The sequence below is a fragment of the Roseovarius sp. BRH_c41 genome, from assembly GCF_000961715.1.
Lineage (GTDB): Bacteria > Pseudomonadota > Alphaproteobacteria > Rhodobacterales > Rhodobacteraceae > Roseovarius.
Window position 1 is genome coordinate 1 of sequence record NZ_LADY01000045.1, and the last position, 26142, is coordinate 26142.

Here is a 26142-nt window from a genome sequence, read left to right on the forward strand (position 1 = left end):
CGCCGCTCGACCCCGAGGCGCGCGCCCTGCTCGACCGCCTGACGCCGATGGCCGCGCCTGCGGGCACCGTGCTTTTTCACCCCGGCGACACCGTCAAGGGCTTCGTCATCATGATCTCGGGCCGGGTCGATGTTTATCTCACCGGCGCTTCGGGGCGTGAGCTTTTGCTCTACGCGGTCGAGCCGGGCCAAAGCTGCGTGCAATCCACCCTCGGCCTGATGGGCGGCGACGCCTACTCCGGCGAGGCAATCACCCGCACGGCTTGCGAACTCGTGCTCGTGCCGCGCGACACGTTTCTGCGCCTCATGGGCCTCTCAGACGCATTTCGGCATTTCGTCTTCGCCGCATTCGCGCAGCGCCTGCAATCCATGATGCACCTGCTCGACCGCGTGGCCTTTCAGCGCGTTGAGACCCGCCTCGCGCAATGCCTGCTCGACCGGGCGACAGGCGACACGCTCCATGCCACCCATGCCGAAATTGCCGTGATGATCGGCTCCGCCCGCGAAGTGGTCTCGCGCCGCCTCGATGCCCTTGCCCGGCGCGGTATCGTGGCGATTGAGCGCGGCATAGTCCGCATTCTCGACGCCGAAACCCTGTCCGAGATTGCCGAAAGCACCGAGTAAGCGCACCCATGAGGCCAATCCGGCCCCCCACATAAGACCAGCGCAATCTTGCCCCTTCCCCTTGCCCTCTGCTGCGATATGTTGCACGACGATACCTGAGAAACGACCCGATTGAAGGACCGGCGCAATGGCTGACGGAACGATGGACATCAACGCAAAACCGACCGAAGAAATCTCTGTCCGCGAGATCTTTGGCATCGACACGGACATGATCGTCAAAGGTTTTGCCGAGCGTACCGAGCGCGTGCCGGAATTCGACTCGACCTATAAATTCGATCCCGACACCACGCTCGCGATCCTCGCCGGGTTTTCCCACAACCGCCGCGTGATGATCCAAGGCTATCACGGCACCGGCAAATCAACCCATATCGAGCAGGTCGCCGCCCGCCTCAACTGGCCCTGCGTGCGCGTCAACCTCGACAGCCACATCAGCCGGATCGACCTGATCGGCAAGGACGCGATCAAACTGCGCGACGGCGTGCAGGTCACCGAATTCCACGAGGGCATTCTGCCGTGGGCGCTGCGCAACCCGACCGCCATCGTGTTCGACGAATATGACGCAGGCCGCGCCGATGTGATGTTCGTGATCCAGCGCGTGCTCGAGGCGGATGGCAAGCTGACGCTTCTGGACCAGAATGAGGTGATCGCGCCCAACCCCTATTTCCGCCTCTTCGCTACGGCCAATACCGTGGGTCTGGGCGACACCACCGGGCTCTATCATGGAACCCAGCAGATCAACCAGGGTCAGATGGACCGCTGGTCGCTTGTGGCCACGCTCAACTACCTCAGCCATGACGCTGAAACCGCCATCGTGCTGGCCAAGAACCCGCTCTACAACACCGCAGACGGGCGCAAGACCATCAGCCGCATGGTGACGGTTGCCGATCTCTCGCGCACCGCCTTCATGAATGGCGAACTCTCCACCGTTATGAGCCCCCGCACCGTGATCGCATGGGCGCAGAACGCCACGATTTTCCGCAATGTGGGCTATGCCTTCCGGCTAACCTTCCTCAACAAATGCGATGAATTGGAGCGTCAGACCGTCGCCGAATTCTATCAGCGCTGCTTTGACGAGGAACTGCCCGAGAGTGCTGCGAATGTGAAAGTGCGATAGCCCGCTGGGCGTCAGGGATACCCCGATGAACAAACCCACCGACAACCCCGCCGATCCGTTCAAGAAGGCGCTCGCCAACGCCACCAAGGTGATGGCGGACGACAAGGAACTGACCGTCAGCTATTCGGTGGACCCCAGCGGCATCTCGGGCGAGGCCATGCGTCTGCCGCAGGTCTCCCGCCGGATGAGCCGCGAAGAGGTGCTCTTGGCGCGCGGCACCGCCGATGCGCTGGCCCTGCGGCATAAATTCCACGACGCGGGCACCCATGCCCGCTATGCCCCCCCCGGTGACATGGCCCGCGACCTCTACGAGGCGATGGAAACCGCGCGGTGCGAGGCGGTGGGCGCGCGTGACATGCCCGGCACCGCCACCAATATCGACGCCAAGATCGCGCAGGACGCCAATCGTCTGGGCTTTGAGCGGATCACCTCCACCGCCGATGCCCCGCTGCCCGCCGCTGCCGGATACCTCATCCGCCACCTCGCCACGGGCCGCGATATGCCTGCTGGCGCGCAGAACGTCATGGACCTGTGGCGCGGGTTCATCGAGGAACAGGCCGGCGGCACCCTCGACGCACTTCAGGACACGCTCGCCGATCAAACAGCTTTCGCCAAATTCGCCCGCCGGATCATCGAGGACCTGGGCTACGGCGATCAGTTGGGCGATGATCCCGACAGCATGGATGACGACCAGCAGGACGAGGCCGAAGACTCCGGCGAAGAGCAGGACGAGCCCGACAGCTCTGGTCAGGACGACAGCGACGAGACGGAGGCCGAAGCCGATCCCGAACGGTCACAAGATGAACAGCAGGACGCAGCTCAGGCCCAGGTCAGCATGGAGGACATGGCCGACGAGGACATGCAGGACGAGACCGAGCTGCCCGAAGGCGAGGCCCCGCTGGAGCCGCCCGCCCCACATCCTGTATCCGATGCCGACCCGAATTACGCGATTTACAATGCCGATTTCGACGAGGAGATCCGCGCCGAGGATCTGGCCGACCCGATTGAGCTGGAACGCCTGCGCGCCTATCTCGATCAACAGCTTGAGCCACTCAAGGGCGCAGTGAGCCGCCTTGCCAACAAACTGCAACGCCGCCTTCAGGCGCAGCAGAGCCGGTCTTGGGAATTCGACCGCGAAGAGGGCATCTTGGATGCAGGCCGGTTGGCGCGTGTGGTGGCCAACCCCACCACACCGCTCAGCTTCAAGGTGGAAAAGGATACAGAATTCCGCGACACGATGGTGACGCTGCTTCTCGACAATTCCGGCTCGATGCGGGGCCGCCCCATTTCCATCGCCGCCATCTGCGCCGATGTTCTGGCCCGCACTCTGGAACGCTGCTCGGTCAAGGTCGAAATCCTCGGCTTCACCACCCGCGCGTGGAAAGGCGGGCAGAGCCGCGAAAAATGGCTCGCCGAAGGCCGCCCGCAATTGCCCGGCCGCCTCAATGACCTGCGCCACATCGTCTACAAATCCGCCGACGCTCCCATGCGCCGCACCCGCGACAATCTCGGGCTGATGATGAAAGAGGGGCTGCTCAAGGAAAACATCGACGGCGAAGCGCTGGAATGGGCGCACCGCCGCATGGTGGCCCGCAAGGAGGCGCGCAAGATTCTGATGGTGATCTCCGACGGCGCGCCGGTCGACGACAGCACCCTCTCCGTCAACCCCGCCAACTACTTGGAAAAACACCTGCGCGATGTGATCGCCATGGTCGAGCGCCGCAAACAGGTCGAACTGCTGGCCATCGGCATCGGCCATGACGTCACCCGCTATTACCAGCGCGCCGTGACCATCACCGACGCCGACCAACTGGCAGGCGCCATGACCGAACAACTGGCCGCGCTCTTTGATAGCGACCCCCGCGCCCGCGCACGGTTCATGGGAATACGCCGCGCCAGCTGATCCGGCCTGGCTTCATCTGGCCCAAAATACTTCGGGGGAGTCCCGGACAGGGTCCGGGACGGGGGCAGCGCCCCCATCCCTCGACACCACGACTCGCACAGCGCCGCAGGAGGCCCCATGTTTCAGTCCTTCACCGAAACCGCCCGCCCCGATCAAGGTCCGCCCCGCCTCGAGGCGCTGCGCCGTGCCATGGCCGATGCCGGGCTGGAGGGGTGGCTGGTGCCGCGCGCCGATGCCCATCAGGGCGAATATGTCGCCGCCTGCGATGACCGGCTCGCGTGGCTCACCGGCTTTACCGGCTCTGCCGGGTTCTGCGCGGCGTTGGCAGATGCGGCGGGGGTCTTCACTGACGGTCGCTACCGGGTGCAGGTGCGTGCGCAGGTCGATACCGGCCATTTCACAGCCGTGGATTGGCCCGAAACCCGCCTTGGACCTTGGCTCAAGCAGCATCTGCCAGAGGGCGGAACCGTGGGCTTTGATCCTTGGCTCTATACGCCGGAACAGATCGAGGCGCTGACCGAAGCCCTCACAGGCAGCGCAATCCATCTCACCTCTCACACCAACCTGATCGACGCTGTCTGGCCTGATCGCCCCGCCCCTCCGCAGGGTGCCATCACCCCTTGGCCCGACAGCCTCGCAGGGGCCAGCCATGCCGAGAAACGCGCCGCCTTGGCGGAAACCCTGCGCAAAGCAGGCCAAAGATCGGCGGTTATCACCCTCACAGATTCCATTGCTTGGCTCTTCAACATCCGGGGCTGTGACATTCCGCGCAATCCGGTGGCGCAGGGCTTTGCCATCATACATGACACCGGGCACGCCACCTTCTTCACCGACCCCGCCAAACTTGATGCCACCGCCCGCACGCATCTGGGCGACGCGGTGACGCTCGCGCCGCCCGACGCCTTCGAGACAGCCCTTGCCGTCCTCCCCGGCCCGGTGCGCCTCGACCGCGCCAACGTGCCGCTGCGTGTGGTGCAGGTGCTGGATGCCGCCGGCGTCGCCCATCAATGGGGCGCCGATCCCTGCATCCTGCCCAAGGCGCGCAAGACGCAAGCCGAAATCACCGCCACCCGCATCGCCCATCTGCGCGATGGGGCCGCCATGTGCGAATTTCTGGCGTGGTTCGACGCGCAGCCCCCCGGCACGCTCACCGAAATCGACGTGGCGCGGCGGCTCGAGGCGTGTCGCGCGGCCACCGGCCAGCTTTTGGACATCAGCTTTGACACAATCGCCGGGTCCGGCCCCAATGGCGCGCTGCCGCATTACCGCGTGAGCGAGGCAAGCAACCGGACGCTTGTAGACGGCGACCTCCTCGTGCTCGACAGCGGCGGGCAGTATCTCGACGGCACCACCGACATCACCCGGACCCTGCCCGTGGGCATCCCCGGCGCGGACGAGCGCGCCGCCTTCACCCGCGTGCTGCAAGGCATGATCGCCATCTCGCGGCTGCGGTTTCCGCGCGGTCTTGCAGGACGCGATCTCGACGCTATCGCACGCTACCCCCTCTGGCTGGCCGATCAGGACTACGCCCATGGCACCGGCCACGGCGTCGGCGTGTATCTTTGCGTGCACGAAGGCCCGCAACGCCTCTCGCGCCTCTCCGAGGTGCCGCTTGAGCCGGGCATGATTTTGTCGAACGAGCCGGGCTATTACCGAGAGGGCGCCTTCGGCATCCGAATCGAGAATCTCATCGTCGTGACGGCGCTCGATCCCCTGCCCGGCGGCGACCGGGTCACGCAGTTTGGGTTCGAAACACTGACCTATACCCCGCTGGATACGCGCCTCATCGACGCCGATCTGCTGACAAAACCGGAACGCGACTGGCTCAATACCTATCACACCGCCTGCCGCGACAAGATTGGCCCTCTGCTTTCGGCCCCGGCGCGGCTATGGTTGGATAAAGTAACGCAGACAAGCTGACATATTCCTGTTAGATTTCTGCGTCAGACCAAGATCAAGACGACGTAACAAGGGGGATGGACGATGGCACGAATAACGATTCGCAAGGCACAGGGCACATGGACGGTCCGCGCGGGCGGTGCCGTTCTGGGCGAGAGCCGCAATGCACTGGAACTCACCGAAGGCGATTATCCTTTCGTGATCTATTTCCCGCGCGAGGACATCGCCATGGCCTTTCTCGACGAGAGTGAACAGTTCAGCCATTGCCCCTACAAGGGTGACGCGCGCTACTACTCGATCATCACCAAGAGCCAGACGTTGCAAAACGCCGCATGGAGCTATGAATCCCCAAAACCAGAGGTGGCCGAGATCAAGGATCACATCGCCTTTTATGCCAGCGATACCGTCACTGTGGAACGGGTCTGAGCCTGCGGGCCAAGCGGCGCGAAACAAGCCTCAGCTATGCTCTTCCTCTGACACCGCCGCCAAGGCTCGGTTATAAGCCTTGAGCGCATCCACATGAAACAGCGCGCCCGACAATTCGGGCGGCTGATCCCCCCCAACAAGCGTAACCACCGGCACAAAGGGCACAGCGGCCCGCTCAAACACCGGCATCGCCTGCTCCAGCGTCGCGGTCACATCAAGATAAACGCCCTGCTCGATCAACGACCAGCATTGATCCACATCCGCAGCCTGCTCATGATCCGGGCCGCGCATCACTTTGGACACCCGGAACATACCCAAGAGATAGTCCTGTGGCCCCGCCACCAGCCTGATGCCGCGCCGCATGAGCTGCGTCAGAAAGAACGACCGCCGCACCAGCTTTGATCCAAGGGCGGTCGAGGTCGAGACCGCCACCATGACCGCCAGCCCGGTCTGCCAGTCGCCAGTCAGTTCAAACACGATCAACGTCGTGGAAATCGGCGCGCCCAACACTGCTGCTGCCACGGCCCCCATTCCCGCCAAGGCATAGAGCGTATGTGCCCCCGATACCTCGGGAAAAGTCGCTGTGGCCACATACCCAAACGCCAGCCCGGTCAGCGCGCCCAACATAAGCGAGGGTGAAAACACGCCGCCGCCCATGCGCCCGCCAATGGTGATCGCCACCGCCAGCACCTTGAGCACCGCAAAGACCGCCGCCTCATGCCACAAGAGCTTGCCGGTGAGCGCCGCCGAGGTGGTTTCATAGCCAACCCCGATGATATGCGGAAACCAGATGGCCAGCAGCCCCAACAAGAGCCCCGCCCCCACCGGCCGCAACCAGCGCGGCAGCCCCAGCCGCGTCTGCACATGCATCGCCACATCCTCGGCCAAGAAGATCGCCCGCATCAGCGCCGCCGCCACCACGCCACAGATCAAGCCAAGAATGAGAAAGGCCGGCAACTCCGCATAGAATTCCAAGGCTCCGGCTTCAGGCAGGGTAAACTCGGTCACACCCCCAAATTCCAATCGGTTGATCACCGTCCCCGCGACAGAGGCAATGGCAATCGGGGCAAAGGCATGCACAGCGAAATGCCGCAGCACCACCTCAAGCGCAAAGAGCGCCCCCGCAATGGGCGCGTTGAACGAGGCGGAGACGGCTGCCGCCACCGCACAGCCCAAAAGATCGCGGCCCGTGACGCCATCGGCATGGATGCGCTCGCTCACCCAGGATGAAATCACCCCCGCCAGATGCACCACCGGCCCCTCGCGCCCTGATGATCCCCCGGTTCCCAACGTGATCAACGAGGCCGCAGCCGAGGCCAGCCCCTCGCGCCGCTCGACCCGTCCCTCATAGAGCGCCGCACCCTCGATCACATCCGCAACCGAGCGCACACGCCCATCCGGCGTGAACCGATGCAGGATCAGCCCGACCACAAGCCCCCCCGCCACAGGCAGCATCAGGACCCAGTACCACGGCAATTGTCCGGCAAAGCTGTGCAGTTGCGCCACGTCATCGGTGCCATAAACCAGTTCTTGTAGCGCGGTGATCCCCTTGCGAAAGAACAGCGCGGCAAAGCCTGCGGCAATCCCGATGATCAGGGCGATCAGCCAGAACTGAAACTGGCTTGGGCCGCGCTTGCGCAGGACGCGCCAGCCCTCGCGCAGGCCTTCGCTCACGCCCTTCCTCAACTGGCCCAGAAAGGACGGTTCGTCCGCCTGCATCGCCTCCCCTTCGCGCGACAGCCCCGCGCTTTCGCTTGTCCTCGGCTTGGAATACTCTGTGTTCAAACTCACGAAAGAAAGTTTCCCGATGGACATGCCAAGCGCAATTGCCGACCTCCTTTCCTGTCTAGGCCAACAGGTCACCCTGTCCAAGTCCGATCTCGACCTGCATGGCCAGAGCGAGTCGTATTTTCCCCTCTGCCCACCCGATGCCGTGGTTTATCCCGAAACAACGGAACAGGTGACGCAGGTCGTGACCATCTGTGCGCGCCACCGCGTTCCGGTCGTGGCTTGGGGCACTGGCACCTCGCTCGAAGGACAGGCGCAGGCCTTCAAGGGCGGGATCGTGGTGGATTTCGCCCGGATGAATCAGGTGCTTGAGGTGGCGCAGGCCGATATGACCGCGCGGGTGCAACCGGGTGTGACCCGCGAGGCGCTCAACGACGTGCTGCGCACCACCGGCTTGTTCTTCCCGGTCGATCCCGGCGCCAATGCCTCTTTGGGGGGCATGGCCTCGACCCGCGCCAGCGGCACCACTGCCGTGCGCTACGGCACCATGCGTGACAATGTTCTGGCACTCCAGGTGGTCACCGCCTCAGGAGAGGTGATCCGCACGGGCACCGGTGCGCGCAAATCCTCATCAGGCTACGATCTCACCGGGCTCTTTGTGGGGGCGGAAGGGACGCTTGGGCTGATCACCGAACTCACCTTGCGCCTTTCCGGCCAGCCCGAAGCGATATCCTCGGCGGTCTGCGCCTTCGACACCGTGGCCGATGCCGTTGCAACCGTGATCGACACCATTCAATGCGGCATCCCGATGGCCCGGATCGAACTGATGGACAGCGACAGTGTCCGCGCCGTCAACGCCTATTCCAACATGGCCTTGCCCGAGAAACCGCATCTCTTGCTAGAGTTTCACGGCACCGCCGCCAGTGTTGCCGAACAGGCCGAAACCTTTGGCGCGCTCGCGGCCGATCACCATGGCTCGGACTTTGACTGGGCCACGCAGACAGAGGCGCGCACCGCCCTCTGGACCATGCGTCACACGGCCTATTACGCTATCCTCGCCGCGCGCCCCGGCGCGCGCGCCATTGTCACCGACATCTGCGTCCCAATCTCACATCTGGCCCAAGCGATCGAGGAGACCCGCGCCGATCTCGCACAGGCGGGCGTCCAGGGGCCAATTCTGGGCCATGTCGGCGATGGCAATTTTCACGCCGTCCTGCTGGTGGATATCACGGATCAACAAGAGCTTGCCCGTGCGAAATCCGCCTCGGACCGCATGGTCGAGCGCGCCTTGGCCCTTGGCGGAACAGCCACCGGCGAACATGGCATCGGGATTGGCAAACTGGGCTACATGCAACGCGAACATGGCGGAGGATGGGCGATGATGGGGGCCATCAAACAGGCGCTCGATCCCTTGAACATCCTCAACCCCGGCAAACTTGTCCCGCCGCGAAACTGACCCGCCCCCCTTCATCTGACCAAAATACCTCGGGGGACGCCAGGCACCGGCAGCGGGGGAAGCGCCCCCACGCCTACCCCTCCATCAACGCCTCAGCGGCGGCTCGCGCCTCGGGCGTGATCCGCTCGCCCGAGAGCATGCGCGCGATCTCATCCACACGGTCAGCGCCCGTCATCGCCCGCACGGTCGAGAGCGTTTCTTCCGCCTCGACCCGCTTTTCCACCCGCCAGTGATGCGCGCCGCGCGCGGCCACCTGCGGCGAATGTGTGACCACCAGAACCTGACCACCTGCCGCCAATTGCGCCAGCCTGCGGCCCACGGCATCCGCCGTGGCCCCGCCCACGCCCCGGTCGATCTCGTCAAAGATCATCGTAACGCCACTGTCCGTGCCCGTCAGACACACCTTGAGCGCCAGCAGAAACCGGCTCAACTCCCCCCCCGAGGCGATCTTGCCCAACGCTCCCGAGGGCGCGCCGGGGTTGGTGGCCACGCGAAAGGTCACCTCATCCTGCCCGGTGGCACCCGGCTCCGCGTGCCGAATATCGGTGGTGAACACCGCGCGCTCCATCTTGAGCGGCGCCAGCTCCGCCATCACCGCCCGGTCGAGCGCCAAGGCCGCCGTCACGCGCGCCTCGGTCAACACCTCCGCCGCGTGGGCATAGCGGCGCTCCGCGTCCGCCAAGGCCGCCGCCAGCATGCGCATATCCGCGTCGCCCCGATCCAGAGCCGCCAATTGCCCGCGCAGATCCTCCGCAAATGCGGCCAAATCATCGGGGATAATCCCATGTTTGCGCACCAACGCCCGGATCGCAAAGAGCCGCTCCTCGGTCTCTTCCAACTCCAATGGATTGAAATTGAGCGCCTCCAAACAGCGCTGCACGCCACGTCCGGCCTCGTCCAATTCCACCAGCGCCCGACCAATCGCCGCCACCGGCTCGTCCAACTGCCCCTCGGCCTTGTCCGCCACCGACTCAAGCCACCGCAGCGCATCGCCTGCCGCACCCTCTGCGCCGTTGAGTCCGATCGCTTCAGCGGCCTTGGCGATATCTGCCCGGATGCGCTCTGCCCCCTGCATCATCCGACGACGTGCATCCAGCTCTGCCTCTTCACCGGGCTGCGGGCCAAGGGCATCGAGTTCCGTCACAGCATGGCGCAAAAACTCCTCCTCAGCGCGCAGCGCCGCCTGCGCTGCCTCTGCCGCATCGCGCGCCTTGCGCCGCGCCGCCATATCTCGCCATGCGACGCGCACGGCCTCGCGCAGCGCAGCCAGATCGCCGTAAGCGTCCAGCAAATCCCGATGCCCCTTGGGATCAAGCAAACCCCGGTCATCCTGCTGCCCATGCAATTCAACCAGCACATCCGACAACTGCCGCAACACCTCGCCGGACACCCGCCGGTCATTGACCCAAGCGGTCTTGCGCCCATCGGCACTGTTGACCCGGCGCAGGATCAGCGCCTCTTCATCCGGCAATCCAGCCTCGCGCAGGATCGCGCGCGCCGGATGCCCCGCGGTGAGATCAAATTCGGCGATCACCTCGCCCTGATCCGCCCCGTTGCGCACCAATTCGGCCCGGCCCCGCCAGCCCAGAACGAACCCCAGACTGTCGAGCAGAATCGACTTTCCCGCTCCGGTTTCGCCGGTCAGCACATTGAGACCCGGCTGAAACCTCAGGTCCAGCCGGTCGATGATCAGCATGTCCCGGATTTCAAGCGTGCGCAGCATCAGGCCAACCCGTCGGGCAGGGTGTTCCCCCGTCCCCCCTTATAGCCAGCGGCCCTGGACGGTCTGGCGATAGATCTGCTGCAACCAGCCATCTCCCGCCGCCTCCAATGTATAGCCCCGCCCGGTCAAGAGCTTGTAGCTGTCCTCATACCAATCTGTCCCTTGGAAGTTATGTCCAAGAATTGCGCCCGCTGTGCGCGCCTCGTTGACCAACCCCAGCGACAGATAGGATTCTACCAGCCGGTGCAACGCTTCGGCGGTATGGGTCGTGGTTTGGAAATCCTCGACCACCACCCGGAACCGGTTGGCAGCAGCGGCAAAATTATCGCGCTTGAGGTAATAGCGACCGATTTCCATCTCTTTTGAGGCCAGATGGTCGAATGCCAGATCGAACTTCAGGATCGCGGAATTGGCGTATTCGCTGTCAGGATAGCGCTCGATCACCTCACGCAGAGATTGCAGCGCCTGAAAGGTCAGCCCTTGATCGCGCCCGACCTCGTCAATCTGATCGTAATAGCTCAGCGCCAAAAGGTATTGCGCATAGGCCGCATCCTCGTCGGTCGGGTAAAAGTCGATGAAGCGTTGAGCGGCGGCGCGGCTTTCTTCATATTCCTTGGCCTGATGATGGGCAAATGCCTGCATGATCACCGCACGCTTGGCCAGATCGGAATAGGGATAGAGCCGCTCAACCTCGGCAAAACTCGTCGCCGCCAATTCAGGATCGCGCTGCGCCAGATCATATTCGCCCCGCTCGAAAATCTGCTGGGCCGTGTAATTCTCGTAATTGACCGTGCCGCGCTCGACGCTTTCCTTATTGCCACAGCCCGCGATGGCCATTGCCACAGCAAAGGCTCCGAACAGCCTGGCCCGGGACGTGCCGATTCTCATGCGCGATCTCACTCTCAGTTACGAAAACGCGGGGCAGTTCGCCCGCATCGCCTTGGTCCTAGCACATTAATTTGCGGTGCAAAACGTCTTTGGCACATTTCGCTCGGGTGATCTGAGGCGCGTTGCGGAATTCCACCGTCACGCTCCACGACCCCCGCCGCTCACCCCTCAAATAGAAAAAGCCGCCTTGACGGGCGGCTTTTCCAAACACCCGGCAAAGCGCCGGATCAGTTCGCCTGACGGCGCAAAAATGCCGGAATCTCGATCTGCTCATCCTCGTCATGGGCCCGCGCCGGAGCGTGCTGCGGCTGCGCGTTGCCCATGGTCGGCTGCTGACGTGTCGGGCGTGCGGCCGCCTGCGGACGCTCCGCCTCGGGGGCGGCATGCCCGGTCATCCGGTTGATCAGCGAGTTTATGCCAAAGCGCGGACGCTCTTCTGGCGCACGGGCCTCGGGCTCGGGGCGGCGCTGTTGTGGCTGCACCGGGGTGCGACCGACAGCGGCCTGCAACCGCTGCAATGCCTCAGGAGTGGGCGTGCCGGGGGCCGGGGCGCGCGGCGCGACATAGGCATCGAGATCATCCTCTTCGGCATAGGTGCTGCGCGCGAATTCCTCGACGCGCGGCTGATAGGCCGGCGGCGGCAGATCGTCAGCGGCGATCTCGTCGTCAAAGATATCCTCCATCTGCTCCTCGGCAGCGGCGCGCTGCGCGTCCATCGCACCAAAGAGCGAGGGCTCAGGCTCGGCCACTCGGGCGGCAACCGGTGCAGGCTCGGGCTGTGCAACCGGGGCCGGGGCCGGAACTTCGGCACTGACTTGCTGCTTGAGCGGCTGCGCCATCGAGCGGCGCGGCACGGGCAAATCGGCGGCCACTTGGCTCACGTCGATACCCGTCGCCACAACGCTGACACGGATCGAGCCTTCCATCGACGGATCAAGGGTCGACCCCACGATGATATTCGCATCCGGGTCCACTTCCTCGCGGATGCGGTTGGCGGCTTCGTCCAATTCGAACAGCGTGAGGTCATGACCGCCGGTGATGTTGATCAACACACCCTTGGCCCCGCGCAGGCTGATTTCATCCAGGAGCGGGTTGGCAATCGCCTTTTCTGCGGCCTGGATGGCGCGATCCTCGCCGCTATCCTCCCCGGTGCCCATCATCGCCTTGCCCATCTCGTCCATCACGGCGCGCACATCGGCGAAGTCAAGGTTGATGAGGCCGGGGCGCACCATCAGATCGGTCACACCCTTGACGCCCTGATAGAGAACATCGTCGGCCATGCTGAACGCCTCGGTAAAGGTCGTTTTTTCATTGGCCAGACGGAACAGGTTCTGGTTGGGGATGATGATCAGCGTGTCGACCATCTTTTGCAGCGCCTCAACGCCTTCTTCGGCCTGACGCATCCGCTTGGCGCCCTCGAACTGGAACGGCTTGGTGACAACACCCACCGTCAGCACGCCCAACTCACGCGCGGCCTGCGCGATGATCGGTGCGGCCCCGGTGCCGGTGCCCCCGCCCATGCCGGCGGTGATAAAGCACATATGCGCACCCGCCAGATGATCAACGATCTGCTCGATGCTCTCTTCGGCGGCGGCGGCCCCGACAGAGGCCCGCGCGCCTGCGCCCAGCCCCTCAGTTACCTTGACGCCCAGCTGAATGCGGCTTTCCGCATTGCTCTGGCTCAGGGCCTGCGCATCCGTGTTGGCCACCACGAAATCCACACCATCGAGTTGCTTCTCGATCATGTTGTTCACGGCGTTGCCACCCGCCCCACCCACACCGAAAACGGTGATACGGGGCTTCAGCTCGTCATGTCCGGGCATAGTGAGGTTGAGTGTCATAGCTTGTCCGCCTGTCCTGATGCCCACATTCGCGGGCTGTTTTCCGCCTGATTGGCACCATTCTTACCGATGGTTGGCCCAATCGTCACCTAAAAAACACGAAACAGCCACTAAATATGGCGCCTTTCGTGGTCTTTTTCGCGGGATTTCGCCGATGACGCCACATCTTGCGGTCACCAGTTGTCCCGAAACCATTTCATCGCCCGCTTCAGCGAGCGCGCCGGATAGCGATCGACGGGAATCTCGAAATCCCACCATTCGTCCTGCGGATTGGCCGCAAAGAGGCACATACCCACCGCACTGGCAAACCCCGCCCCGGTCGCCGCCTGCGGCAGCCCATGCACCCGCAGAGGCCGCCCCAGACGCACCTGCTGCCCCAAGATCTTGCTTGCCAACCCGTCAAGACCGGGGATCTGGCTGCCGCCTCCGGTCAACACGATCTGTTGGCTGGGCAGATGATCGAACCCTGCGGCATCCAACCGCGCGCGCACCTCTTCGAGAATTTCCTCGACCCTCGGGCGCATGATCCCGATCAGTTCGGCCCGGCTCACCCGCCGCCGATCATGCTCGTAATCGCCGGTGTCGCCCCCGATCTCGATCATCTCGCGGTCATCCATGCCGGTGGCCACGACACCGCCGTAAAAGGTCTTGATCCGCTCGGCGGTGGCCTGCGGCACCTGCAACCCCATGGAAATGTCATTGGTGACATGATCGCCGCCCATGCGGACGCTATCGGCATAGATCATGTGTTTCTTGATAAAGATCGACACACCCGACGTGCCGCCGCCCAGATCAATACAGGCGGCACCCAGTTCCTGCTCGTCCTCGACCAGCGCCGCGATGCCCGACACATAGGCAGAGCTGGCAACCCCTGCCAGTTCCAGGTCACACCGCTTGACGCAATAGGCTAGGTTCTGGATCGCGGCACCGTCCACCGTCAGCATATGCATGTCGGTGGACAAGACCTGCCCCATCTGCCCGCGCGGATCAATCAGGCCACTGCGATGATCCAGCGCAAAATTGACCGGCTGCGCATGCAGCACCTCGCGGCCCTCGCCGAAATCCGGCACGTCGCAGGCGCTCAGCACGCGGCTGATATCCTGTTCGCTGACGGTATGGCCTTCCAACTCGACTTGCCCGGCCAGACCATAGCTGCGCGGCCCTGCGCCCGAAAAACAGGCAATGACATGATCGACCCGGATATTGGCCATCTTCTGCGCCGCCTGAACGGCGGTGCGAATGGCGCGCTCGGTCTCGGCCATGGCGTCGATCTCGCCAAAGCGCACCCCGCGCGAGCGTGTCGTCGCCGCCCCGATCACCCGGAACCCGGCTTGCCCGGCCATCCGGCCAATTCCCTCGGCCTCATGCAACCGCTCGGTGCCATCAAACCGCAGCACCAGACAGGCGATCTTGGAGGTGCCCACATCCAGCACCGCGACCACGCCCCTCTGCATCGCCGCCTTGCGCATATGGCGCATCGCCCTTTGGGATTCATACAGCTCGATCATCGTCAGTTCGTCCCCAAGCTCATCTGAGTTATCGTCCACCAGTCTTCCATGGCCGCTTCGTTCAATCGGATCGTCGGACGCGCCGCGATCCGCATATCCACCGCCGCCAGATCCCGCTCCAGCATGTCCTGCGCCCCATGAAGCACCATCACCCGCTCTAACGCGCGCACCGCCCCGCTCTCGGGCAAGAGAACGCGCTTGCCATCCGATAGAACCAGATCCCAACGCCGCTCGCCCATCCGCACAAGACCGCGCAGCTCCAGCCCCATCGGAGCCGCAGCGTGCAGAACGTCCAGCGCTTCTGCCACCTGCTCGGGTGCGCCTTCGCCTGCCACCACCGGCAAATCGGCGCGCTCAGAGCGGGCATTGACCACCCCGATCACCTGACCTTCGATATCAATCACGTTCAGCGCATCCCGCGTTTTCCAGAGCGCGACCGGCACGCGCTCGGTGATCTCGGCCACCAAAACGCCACCCTGCCGAATGCGCACCTCAGCACGCGCCACGGCAGGCAATTCCTCGATCATCACCCGAATGTCGTCGAGCACGAGGTCGAACGAGCTCGCGGGAAGGTCATAGGGGAAAATCTCGCGAATATCCTCTTGCACGCTCGTGCTCGCGCCTTCGACCGACAAAAGGTTGACCATGAACTCGGGGCGCGTCTCAATCTGGTGGCGGAGGTCCGCAATCTGCTCCACCAGCGCCGTGCGCCGCGCCTCGCTGCCCAGATACCCTCCGACCAGCCCAGCAATCACGAGCACCGGCAAACCGAACCGGATCAGCCGTCGATAAAGCGGCGTCAGCATCAACCGCTGGAGGCGATATGACATCCGTGATGGTGCCGGATCAGCCCGCGGAATTACCGGTTGCATGACGCATCCTCCACCATCCAGCGGCACAATTCAGGAAAGGAAATGCCCAGCGCCTGCGCCTGTTCCGGCACCAAGGAGGTCGGCGTCATCCCCGGCTGCGTGTTGGTCTCAAGCAGGATCAACCCGTCAAGACCGCGCGCTTCATCCCAGCGAAAATCAGTGCGGCTCACCCCGCGACAGCCCAGAACCTCATGCGCCCGCAGCGCATAGTCGAGGCACGCGTCGAAGATCTCCTGCGGCACATCGGCAGGCACCACATGGCGCGAGCCACCGGGCTTGTATTTGGCATCGTAGTCATACCAGCCTTCGGTCAGGATATCCGTCACCGTCAGAGCCCGGTCGCCGATCACCGTGGTCGTGAGTTCACGCCCCGGTGCATAGCTCTCGACCATCACCACATCCGGCATATCATCCGAGAGCGCAGGCGGCCGGTTGGCCCCGGCCTCGACCAGATAGACGCCTACGGACGATCCCTCATTGTAGGGCTTGACCACATAGGGCGGCGGCATCACATGCCCGGCCCGCACCTCGTCACGCCGCGCCAACACGCTGTCGACCACAGGCAGACCGGCCGCGCGGTAGGCCACCTTGGTGCGCTCCTTGTCCATGGCGAGAGCGGACGACAGAACGCCCGAATGAGTATAGGGCAGGCCCAGCCATTCCAACATCCCCTGCACGCACCCATCCTCACCCCAACGCCCATGCAGGGCATTGAATACCACGTCCGGCTTTATGTCTTGTAAACGCGTGCAGAGGTCTGTCGCGGCATCCACCTCGACCACCTCAAACCCTGCTTCCCTCAACGCGACGGCGCATTCACGCCCTGAAGAGAGCGACACGTCCCTCTCCGCCGAGGGGCCGCCCATGATCACCGCCACTTTCGGGGTTGTTCTGCTCGAACCAACCACCATGTGCCTCAATGTCCCGGACCGGTTTACCGGCCCTGTTGTCGTATTGTTTTTGTTAGTCTGCCTGAGGGCTTGCGCCCGGAGCCGGTTCACCGACCCTCATGATTTCCCACTCTAACTCTATTCCACGCATTTGAAAAACCTTTTTTCGCACCTCGTCGCCGAGGCCCTCAAGATCAGCAGCAGAGGCCCCGCCGGTGTTGATCAAAAAGTTGGGATGCATCTCGCTCATCTGCGCCGCCCCCCGCCGCGCGCCGCGCAATCCCGCCTCGTCGATCACCTTCCAGGCCTTGAGATCCTGCACATCATCGGCCCGCCCGGTCGAGGAAAACCCGGCCGGATTGCGGAATGTGCTGCCGGCACTGCGCTCTTTGGTGGGCTGTGTGGCATCACGCTTGGCGATCTGCTCGGCCATCTTGGCCTCCAGCGTCGCCGGATCGCCCGGCACGCCTTCAAACGTCGCCTCAAAGATCACCCAGCCGTCCGGCAGCGCGCTGTGCCGATAGGCAAATTGCAGCGCATCGGGCGATAGCGTCACCACCTCACCGCCGCGTGTCACGGCCCGCGCCTCGATCAGATGATCCGCCACATAGGCCCCATAGCAGCCCGCGTTCATCCGCACCGCGCCACCGATGCTGCCCGGAATAGTGCGCAGAAATGTGAGGTCCACTCCCGCCTCCGCCGCCCGCCGTGCGACATGCGCATCGAGCGCGGCCGCCCCGGCAACGACGCGCGGACCCTCAACGCGAATACCGTTGAACCCGCGTCCCAACCGGATCACCACGGCATGAAGACCCCCATCGCGCACAATGAGATTGCTGCCCACACCCATGGGAAAAACTGGCACCGCCGCATCCAGCCCAGCCAGAAATGCTGCCAGATCCTCCAGATCAGCCGGTTGAAACAGCCAATCCGCTGGCCCGCCCACGCGCAACCAGGTCAGATCGGCCAAAGGCCTATTCGGGGTCAATGCGCCCCGCGTATCAGGAAATCTCATCATGGCGGTTCTTCTGCCTTCTGCCGCGCCCAAGGTAAAGCCCCATGCGCCCGAGCTACCCCAAGCGCTGCCTGATCCAACGCCCGAGATAGATCACCGGCCAACGCAAAACGCTCATGCCCGCGACCATCACCAACAGACCAATCCAAGGTCCGTTCTGCCATGTGACAAACCCGAGGATCGGCACGCCGAGCGCTATCAGAACATAGGCCCGCCGCCAGTAATTGTCGCGGCTTGGCAGCATCGCCAAGACATTTGCAGCCACCGCCCAGAGGCAGGCCAATATCAGAGACAGTGTCATCCCAACCCTCCAAGGCTCGCGCCCAAGGCGGCCAACGCCACCACCACACCAAAGACCGGCACCGCCACCGGCACCCGAAACGCCGCTTCGGGCACCCGCCGCTTCATCAGGATCAGCGCGCCATTGACCATCACGAACACCGTCAAGAGCAACGTCGAGGTCACACCCGCCAACTCCGCCACCGGCAAGGCCAGCGCGCCCCCGATGACCGCCACACCGATCAGTGCGGTTGCGCGCACTGGCGTGCCAAACCGGGGGTGCGCGTGGTGAAACACGGACAGCCATGCACTGCGCCGTCCCAGACCAAACAGAACCCGGCTCGCCATCACCATCTGCGCCAGAACGCCATTCAATGCCGCCACCACCGCGATCAATGACAAAAACGCGGCACTGCCGCCCTGCCCCATTTGCCACACCAGCGCCAAGGGCTGCTCACTCGCGCCAAGCCGCTCGAGCGGCACCGACCGCACCGCCGCCCAAGTGACCAACGCGTAAAGCAGGCTCGTGATGATCAGGGACAACAGGATTGCACGGGGCAGGACGCGCTCCGGTTCGCGCACCTCTTCGGCCATGTTGACGATATCCTCAAACCCGATGAAGGCGAAGAAAGCCAGCACCGCCCCGGCCGTCACGCCCGACCAGACTATCTCTTGCGGCATCTGAAAATCCGCGACAGGCACGGCGCTGAACCCTGCATAAACCACCAGACCCAGTCCCAGAACCTCAACCACCGTAAAGATCGCGGCAAGCGCAAGGCTCTCCAACACGCCGACCACGGCCACCGCCGCCAACAGCGCCCCGATCACCACCATGCTCGGCCCCGCAGGCCATCCCGTCACTGCGCCCAGATACCCCACGCCACCACGCAACACTGCCGCTGCCGATACCGCCCCGGCCATCACAATCGCCAGCCCGACCAGCGTGCCCAACCATGGCGCTTGCACCCCCTTTGCGACAAAGGCCGCCTCGCCGGCGGCTTCCGGAAACCGGGTGGAAAACTCAGCATAACTCAGCGCTGTGGGGGCGGCGATGACCCCCGCCAGCACAAAGGCCAAGGGTGCCCAGATTCCGGCTTCGGCGGCCACGGCCCCGACCAGAACGTAAATCCCGGCCCCCACCATGACCCCAACACCGTAAGCGGTCAGCAATCCTAGCCCGATCCTGCGTTTGAGGATCTCGGCCATGTCTCTATCCCTTGAGACGCGCAGGTAGCCCGTTGGCCCAGGCACTGATCGTGCCCGCGCCCAGACAGACAACCATATCCCCCGGTCCGGCCTGCTCGCGCACCAGCCGCTCCAGATCGTCCTCGTCACGGATAGCGCGGGCGTGTCGATGGCCGTGCCGGATGAGCCCCGCCACAAGATCATCCCGGCTCGCCCCCGGAATGGGATCTTCACCAGCGGCATAAACCTCGGCAATCGCCACCACATCCGCCTCGTTGAAGCAGCCGCAGAAATCATCAAACAGGCTCGACAGGCGGGTATAGCGATGCGGCTGATGCACCGCGATCACCCGACCGGTCGTCGCCTGCCGTGCGGCGCGCAGCACGGCGGCAATCTCCACCGGATGATGACCGTAATCGTCGATAATGGTGACACCGTCCACCTCGCCTACGCGGGTAAAGCGCCGGTTGACGCCGCCGAAACTGGCCAAGGCCGCGCGGATTTCATCGGCCTTCATGCCCAGATGCCGGGCCACCGCCACGGCACTCAGCGCATTGCTGACATTGTGATCGCCGGGCATCGGCAGGGTGCAGCCTTCGATCACCCGCCCTTCGGCCTGAAGAGCCACATCAAAATGCGCGACACCCTTCTCGTAGGTCAGATTGACCGCGCGCACATCGGCCTGCGCGTTGAACCCATAGGTCAGAACCCGACGGTCAGTGATCCGCCCCACCAGCGCCTGCACTTCGGGATGATCAGTGCAACAGACAGCCAGACCGTAAAACGGAATATTGCTGACAAAGTCGTAAAACCCCTGCCGCAACCGCTCGAAATCGCCCCAATGCTCCATATGCTCGGGGTCGATATTGGTGACGATGGCAATGGTCGCGGGCAGACGGTTAAAGGTGCCGTCGCTCTCGTCGGCCTCCACCACCATCCACTCGCCCTGCCCCATACGCGCATTGCTGCCATAGGCATGGATCACACCACCGTTGATCACCGTGGGATCAATCCCGCCCTTGACCAACAGCTCCGCGACAAGCGTCGTTGTGGTCGTCTTGCCATGGGTGCCCGCCACGGCGATGTTGGACTTGAGCCGCATCAGCTCTGCCAGCATCTCGGCCCGGCGCACGACCGGCAAGCCACGCTTGCGTGCCTCATCCAGCTCGGGATTGCCCGGCTTGATGGCCGAAGAAATGACCACCACCTCTGCCCCGTCCAGGTTCTCCGCCCGCTGCCCCTCGAATACCGTGGCGCCGATACCCGCCAACCGCTCGGTGATGGGGGTGGATTTCAGATCAGACCCCTGCACCCGGTAGCCATGGTTGATCAGCACCTCGGCAATCCCCGACATGCCAATACCGCCGATCCCCACGAAATGAATCGGTCCAATATCGGTCGGTAGCTTGGTGGCTGCATTCATCGGCTCTGCCCTTTATTCGCAATGTCTTCGACCATATCGGCCAGATGTTGTGGCGCGTCCGGCATCCCGCAGCTCAGCGCCGCCTGCGCCATCATCGACGCGCCCCTCGGATCGCTCAGCACAGCGGCAATCTGTTCGGTCAGCACCGCCTCGGATAGCCGGCTCTCGGGGATCACGATTGCCCCGCCAGCCGCCGCCAACCCGCGCGCATTGGCGGCCTGATGGTCCCCCGCCGCGGCGGCATAGGGGATCAGGATCGCAGGTCGCCCGATGATGGAAATATCGGCGATACTCGACGCTCCCGCCCGGCTGATGACCAATTGCGCCTCAGTCATGCGCCGCGGCACATCGCGGAAAAACGGCTGAACATCCGCATCAATCCCGGCCCCGGCGTAGAACCGCGCCACGCGGTTCATATCCTCTTCGCGCGCCTGATGGCTCACCCGGACATTGCGCAGGATCGCCTCCGGCAGCGCGGCAATCGCGGCGGGCACCACATCGCTGAGGATCCGCGCGCCTTGAGAGCCGCCGATCACCAGCACCGACATCGGATAATCTCCGGGCGCGATATACCCCGCCCCCGCCCGCTCCAGCACGGCCGCACGCACCGGATTGCCCACCGGCACGCCTTCGGCACCCTCCGGCAGCGTTGTCGGCCATGTGCCGCAGGCCACCACATCGACCCGCCTCGCAAAAATTCGATTGACCCGGCCCAGAACCCCGTTCTGCTCATGGACCATGCGCGGACGCCGCAACGCCCATGCCGCGACCAAGGCCGGAATGCTCGGATAGCCACCAAAGCCCACCACCACATCCGGCTTGTCGCGCATCATCCGCAGTCCGGCTCCCACCACGCCGCCCGCGACCTGAAACGGCACCATCACTTTGTTGACAAGGCCGCCCCGCGCAAAGGTGGCGCTAGCCACCTGCTCGATCTCGACGGAATGCGGAAAGCCGCCCACATAGCGCGCCCCGCGCGCATCGGTGCTCAGACGCACCCGCCAGCCCCGCCGCAGCATCACCTCGGCCAGCGCCTGCGCCGGAAACATATGCCCGCCCGTGCCGCCCGCCGCGATGATCAAGAGGGGCTGCCGCGCGCTCACCGCCGCCCCCGCAGAATATCCCCGATCTGGCCCTGTGGCCGCGTCCGGGTAAAGGCAAGAAGCATGCCCACGGCAATGCCCCCCGCTACCACAGAGGATCCACCATAGCTCACAAACGGCAGCGTCATGCCCTTCGCAGGCAGAAGGCGCACCGCCACACCCATGTTGATCATCGCTTGCGCCCCAAACATGATCACAAGCCCGGTCCCCGCCAACCGAATGAACGGATCGCGTTCCCGCATCAACCGCATCAGCGAGCGTACGACGACACTGGCATAAAGAGCAATGATGCAGAGCACGAGAACCAGCCCGTATTCCTCAGCCGCCACCGCGATGATGAAATCCGTATGCGCATCCGGCAGGCTCCATTTCACCTGTCCCTCACCCACGCCGACGCCAAAAAATCCGCCCTCGCGGATCGCATTGGTGGCAAAGCCAAGCTGCGTTGTCGGGTCCACCTCCGGGCTTAGAAACCCGTCGATCCGTCGCGCAAAATGCTCGGAATTGGAATAGGCAAAGGTCCCGACAAGCACCACGCCCCCCGCCATGCCCAACAGCAGCGTCACCGGCGCACCGGCCACAAAATACATCACACCCCAGCCAAACAGCACCAGCGCCGCCTGCCCAAAATCAGGCTGCATCGCCAGAAAGGCAAGGATCACGATGGTCAGCAGAAACGACCAACTCAGCCCCGGCGGCCCATTCACCTGTTGGCTTGCGGCCATCATCCAGGCCGCGACCACCACAAACACCGGCTTGAGAAACTCTGACGGCTGAACCGAGGCAAAGCCCAGACTGTACCACCGCACAGCGCCCTTGCCGAAATCGGTGCCGAGAAACGGCAGCGCCATCAGGGCAAGAAACGCAGCAAGGAACCCCAACACCGCCAGACGTCGCACCATCTCTGGGCGCATCATCGACACCAGCACCATCACTGCCAGCGCCATCCCGCCAAACAGCGCCTGCCTCTGCACGTAATAAAACGCACCAAGCCCGTTTTTCTCTGCCAAGGGCGGCGAGGCCGCAAGGCCCAGCAACATCCCGATACTGAACAGGATCAGAACACAGGTCAGCGACCATTTGTCGATCGTGCGCCACCATTTCGGAAGGACGGGCTCTGCGTCCCGCAGGGGCATTGCCCCGTAGACCATTTCTGTCATCTGACTGCCGCCTCATGCATCTTGCGCCCCTTTTCGGGGTCTGACACATATCCTAGCGTTATTTTCACCTTAATGCCAGAACTATCCCCTTGCCAATCGGCAGCATTTCGCGTCAGAGCCATGCCCATGCGCCACGCCTGCACCACTCTTATTCTCGGGGCCGGGGCCGCCGGCATGATGTGTGCCGCCCATGCCGGGCCGGGCACGCTGGTGATCGACCATGCACGCGCACCGGGCGAAAAGATCCGAATCTCGGGCGGCGGGCGCTGCAATTTCACCAACCTTGGCACGACACCGGCGAATTTCATCTCGGCCAACCCGCATTTCTGCAAGTCGGCGCTCTCGCGCTATACCCAATGGGATTTTCTCGATCTCATCGCGCGCCACGGCATCGCCTGGCACGAAAAAACCCTGGGCCAGCTCTTTTGTGACGACAAGGCGACCCAAATCGTTGCCATGCTGGTCAAGGAACTGCGCCAAGCCGGGGCCGAACTCTGGCTCTCGACGCAAGTGTCGGATGTCACGCATGACGGCCGCCACTTCTGCGTCACGCTCGACCGCGAGGGGCGGCGTGTCACGGTCACGGCCCGCAACCTCGTGCTCGCCACGGGCGGCAAATCCATCCCCAAGATGGGCGCCACCGGCATGGCCTATGACATCGCACAGCAATTCGGCCATCAGTTGACGGACATTCGCCCCGCCCTTGTGCCGCTCACCTTTTCCGACGCGCCCTTTGCCGCGCTCTCGGGCACCGCTCTGCCGGTGCGCGCCAGTTGCGACGGGATCAGCTTTGACGAGGCGGCGCTGTTCACCCATCGCGGCCTCTCTGGCCCCGCGATCCTGCAAATCTCGTCCGTCTGGCGTGAGGGTCAGCCGATATCCCTTGATCTTGACCCCAACGCCACGCTCTATGACGCACTCCGCCAACAGCGTCAGACCGCAGGTCGTCGCAACATTACCACCGACCTCAGCCATCACTTGCCCGCGAAACTGGTGGCCTATCTCGCCCCTGCCCTTGGTCTCGCAGGCAATCTCGCCGATCACTCCGACGCACGGTTGGCTGCGATCACCGACGCGCTGCGCGGCTGGACGCTCAAACCCACCGGCACCGAAGGCTACCGCACCGCCGAAGTCACGCTTGGCGGTATCGCCACCGACGGGCTCTCGTCCAAGACCCTCGAGTCCCGGCATCTCCCCGGCCTCTATGCCATTGGCGAGGCCGTGGATGTAACCGGCTGGCTTGGCGGCTACAACTTCCAATGGGCGTGGTCGTCGGGCTGGGCCGCAGGCACGGCGATTGCGCAAACCGGGACAGACGCCTAGCCGTTCGGTCCCAGCCCGCCTCGGTCAGGCCGACAGACCAAAGACTGTTTTGCGGCCTTTTGCTGACCTTGGCCTCAATCCCCAATGCGCGGAACAAAGGCGCGTAGCGCCGCCGCGCGGCGGTCGGGCACCACGCGGCTCATCGCTTGGGGTCAGCGTCAGCAAACGCCCCCACCGCCCCCCTTACACCCTATCCACGCGCCTCGCGAATGAGCCGCAGAATGTCCTTGGCCGCCTCGGGAATATTCGTGCCCGGCCCAAAGATCGCCTTGACCCCCGCTTTTTGCAAAAAGGCATAGTCCTGCTGCGGAATGACGCCGCCGCAGATCACGATAATATCGCCCGCATCGCGCGCCCGTAGCGCCTCGATCAGTTTGGGGGCCAGTGTCTTGTGCCCTGCCGCCTGAGAACTGATCCCCACGACATGCACGTCATTGTCTATGGCATCCTGCGCCGCCTCCTCGGGCGTTTGGAACAAGGGGCCGACATCGACGTCAAACCCGATATCGGCAAAGGCCGTGGCAATCACCTTGGCCCCCCGGTCATGCCCGTCCTGCCCCATCTTGACGACCAGCATGCGCGGCCGCCGCCCCTCTACCTCGGCGAAATCCTCCACCGATTTCTGAATGGCGGCAAAGCCCGCATCGCCCTCATAGGCCGCGCCATACACCCCGGCCAGCGTCTTGACCTCGGCGCGGTGCCGCCCGAATTCCTTTTCCAGTGCCATGCTGATCTCTCCCACAGTGGCGCGCGCCCGCGCGGCATCCACCGCCGCGTCAAGCAGATTGCCCCCCTCGCGCGCACGGCGCGTCAATTCGTCGAGCGCGGCCTGACAGGCGGCCTCGTCCCGGCTCGCCCGAATACGCTCCAACCGCGCGATCTGAGACTCCCGTACCTTGTCATTGTCGATGTCGAGAATGTCGATCGGGTCTTCCTTGTCCTTGCGATACTTGTTCACGCCGACGATCACCTCGTCACCCCGGTCGATCATCGCCTGCCGGGTCGCCGCCGTCTCCTCGATCCGCAATTTGGGCATGCCGCTCTCGACCGCGCGGGTCATGCCGCCCATGTCCTCGACTTCCTCGATCAGCGCCCAGGCCTTCTCCGCCAGATCATGCGTCAGCTTCTCGACGTAATACGACCCCGCCAGCGGATCGACCACCTTGGTCACCCCGGTTTCCTCCTGCAGGATCAACTGCGTGTTGCGCGCGATCCGCGCCGAGAAATCCGTGGGCAGGGCAATCGCCTCATCCAGCGCATTGGTATGCAGCGATTGCGTGCCGCCCAGAACCGCGCTCATCGCCTCATAGGCGGTGCGAATGACATTGTTATAGGGGTCCTGCTCCTGCAAACTCACACCACTGGTCTGACAATGGGTGCGCAGCATCTTGGAGGTCTCGCGCGTCGCGCCGAACTCGGTCATAATGCGGTGCCACAAGAGCCGCGCCGCCCGCAACTTGGCCGCCTCCATAAAGAAATTCATCCCGATGGCAAAGAAGAACGACAGACGCGGCGCGAAACTGTCGACATCCATCCCCGCCTCAATCGCGGCACGCACATATTCGCGCCCATCCGCCAGCGTATAGGCAAGCTCCTGCACAAGGTTCGCGCCCGCCTCCTGCATGTGATAGCCGGAAATCGAGATCGAGTTGAACTTCGGCATATGCTCGGCGGTATAGGCGATGATATCCGACACGATCCGCATCGACGGTTTGGGCGGATAGATATAGGTGTTGCGCACCATGAATTCTTTCAGAATGTCATTCTGAATGGTGCCCGACAG

General features: G+C 63.8%; 21 protein-coding genes. 7 read left to right on the forward strand and 14 right to left on the reverse strand.

What is annotated here, in order from left to right:
* From VR71_RS13175 to VR71_RS13195, 5 genes are all read left to right on the forward strand, one after another.
* Window positions 1-623 (forward strand): Crp/Fnr family transcriptional regulator (locus VR71_RS13175; RefSeq protein WP_045684654.1); only part of this gene is annotated, 623 nt, incomplete at its 5' end.
* A gap of 127 nt (window positions 624-750) precedes the next feature.
* On the forward strand, window positions 751-1737 hold the full coding sequence (cobS, locus tag VR71_RS13180) for a cobaltochelatase subunit CobS (RefSeq protein WP_009819494.1): 987 nt from the start codon (window positions 751-753) through the stop codon (window positions 1735-1737).
* Between the two features lie 25 nt (window positions 1738-1762).
* Window positions 1763-3640 carry a cobaltochelatase subunit CobT gene (gene cobT / locus VR71_RS13185; protein WP_045684656.1) on the forward strand — a complete coding sequence of 626 codons (1878 nt, stop codon included), beginning with the start codon at window positions 1763-1765 and terminating at the stop codon, window positions 3638-3640.
* 117 nt (window positions 3641-3757) lie between these two features.
* Window positions 3758-5560, forward strand: coding sequence for an aminopeptidase P family protein (locus tag VR71_RS13190; RefSeq protein WP_045684659.1), 1803 nt, complete (start codon window positions 3758-3760; stop codon window positions 5558-5560).
* A gap of 63 nt (window positions 5561-5623) precedes the next feature.
* Window positions 5624-5965 (forward strand): DUF427 domain-containing protein, encoded by a 342-nt coding sequence (locus VR71_RS13195; protein ID WP_009819497.1) that lies wholly within the window; start codon window positions 5624-5626, stop codon window positions 5963-5965.
* 30 nt (window positions 5966-5995) lie between these two features.
* Here the strand turns inward: VR71_RS13195 and VR71_RS13200 are convergent, their stop codons facing one another.
* The gene (locus VR71_RS13200; protein WP_045684670.1) at window positions 5996-7684 is read right to left on the reverse strand and encodes a chloride channel protein; all 1689 of its coding nucleotides are present in this window, start codon (window positions 7682-7684) and stop codon (window positions 5996-5998) included.
* A gap of 88 nt (window positions 7685-7772) precedes the next feature.
* Between VR71_RS13200 and VR71_RS13205 the strand changes: the two genes are divergently transcribed.
* A complete protein-coding gene (locus tag VR71_RS13205) occupies window positions 7773-9149 on the forward strand; it encodes an FAD-linked oxidase C-terminal domain-containing protein (protein WP_045684661.1) in 1377 nt (458 codons plus the stop codon).
* 73 nt (window positions 9150-9222) lie between these two features.
* Here the strand turns inward: VR71_RS13205 and recN are convergent, their stop codons facing one another.
* The 12 genes from recN to ftsW form a co-directional block, all read right to left on the reverse strand.
* Complete coding sequence (gene recN / locus VR71_RS13210) at window positions 9223-10872, reverse strand: DNA repair protein RecN (RefSeq protein WP_045684663.1); 1650 nt, start codon at window positions 10870-10872, stop codon at window positions 9223-9225.
* 39 nt (window positions 10873-10911) lie between these two features.
* Window positions 10912-11760: an outer membrane protein assembly factor BamD gene (locus VR71_RS13215; RefSeq protein ID WP_045684665.1), complete on the reverse strand. Its 849-nt coding sequence runs from the start codon at window positions 11758-11760 to the stop codon at window positions 10912-10914.
* A gap of 227 nt (window positions 11761-11987) precedes the next feature.
* Complete coding sequence (gene ftsZ, locus VR71_RS13220; RefSeq protein ID WP_045684667.1) at window positions 11988-13601, reverse strand: cell division protein FtsZ; 1614 nt, start codon at window positions 13599-13601, stop codon at window positions 11988-11990.
* Between the two features lie 173 nt (window positions 13602-13774).
* The gene (gene ftsA / locus VR71_RS13225) at window positions 13775-15109 is read right to left on the reverse strand and encodes a cell division protein FtsA (protein WP_009819504.1); all 1335 of its coding nucleotides are present in this window, start codon (window positions 15107-15109) and stop codon (window positions 13775-13777) included.
* 2 nt (window positions 15110-15111) lie between these two features.
* Window positions 15112-15939, reverse strand: a complete 828-nt coding sequence (locus VR71_RS13230; RefSeq protein WP_296429936.1) for a cell division protein FtsQ/DivIB — start codon at window positions 15937-15939, stop codon at window positions 15112-15114.
* A gap of 29 nt (window positions 15940-15968) precedes the next feature.
* The gene (locus tag VR71_RS13235; protein ID WP_198134903.1) at window positions 15969-16892 is read right to left on the reverse strand and encodes a D-alanine--D-alanine ligase; all 924 of its coding nucleotides are present in this window, start codon (window positions 16890-16892) and stop codon (window positions 15969-15971) included.
* A gap of 52 nt (window positions 16893-16944) precedes the next feature.
* The gene (murB, locus tag VR71_RS13240; RefSeq protein WP_296429971.1) at window positions 16945-17886 is read right to left on the reverse strand and encodes a UDP-N-acetylmuramate dehydrogenase; all 942 of its coding nucleotides are present in this window, start codon (window positions 17884-17886) and stop codon (window positions 16945-16947) included.
* Window positions 17887-17941: 55 nt separating this feature from the next.
* On the reverse strand, window positions 17942-18187 hold the full coding sequence (locus tag VR71_RS13245; RefSeq protein WP_009819508.1) for a DUF2484 family protein: 246 nt from the start codon (window positions 18185-18187) through the stop codon (window positions 17942-17944).
* Window positions 18184-19371 (reverse strand): APC family permease, encoded by a 1188-nt coding sequence (locus VR71_RS13250; RefSeq protein ID WP_045681974.1) that lies wholly within the window; start codon window positions 19369-19371, stop codon window positions 18184-18186. The genes VR71_RS13245 and VR71_RS13250 overlap by 4 nt, the downstream gene beginning before the upstream one ends.
* Before the next feature lie 4 nt (window positions 19372-19375).
* Window positions 19376-20773 (reverse strand): UDP-N-acetylmuramate--L-alanine ligase, encoded by a 1398-nt coding sequence (gene murC / locus VR71_RS13255; RefSeq protein WP_045681975.1) that lies wholly within the window; start codon window positions 20771-20773, stop codon window positions 19376-19378.
* Window positions 20770-21876, reverse strand: a complete 1107-nt coding sequence (locus tag VR71_RS13260; RefSeq protein ID WP_296429938.1) for a UDP-N-acetylglucosamine--N-acetylmuramyl-(pentapeptide) pyrophosphoryl-undecaprenol N-acetylglucosamine transferase — start codon at window positions 21874-21876, stop codon at window positions 20770-20772. Before VR71_RS13260 ends, murC begins: the two co-directional genes overlap by 4 nt.
* Window positions 21873-23036, reverse strand: coding sequence for a putative lipid II flippase FtsW (gene ftsW, locus VR71_RS13265; RefSeq protein ID WP_045681976.1), 1164 nt, complete (start codon window positions 23034-23036; stop codon window positions 21873-21875). Before ftsW ends, VR71_RS13260 begins: the two co-directional genes overlap by 4 nt.
* A 126-nt stretch (window positions 23037-23162) precedes the next feature.
* Between ftsW and VR71_RS13270 the strand changes: the two genes are divergently transcribed.
* Window positions 23163-24359: an NAD(P)/FAD-dependent oxidoreductase gene (locus tag VR71_RS13270; RefSeq protein WP_045681977.1), complete on the forward strand. Its 1197-nt coding sequence runs from the start codon at window positions 23163-23165 to the stop codon at window positions 24357-24359.
* 190 nt (window positions 24360-24549) lie between these two features.
* On the opposite strand, the gene scpA is transcribed toward VR71_RS13270, so the two are convergent.
* Window positions 24550-26142, reverse strand: a 1593-nt coding sequence (gene scpA, locus VR71_RS13275; RefSeq protein WP_045684668.1) for a methylmalonyl-CoA mutase, incomplete at its 5' end; no start/stop codon positions are given.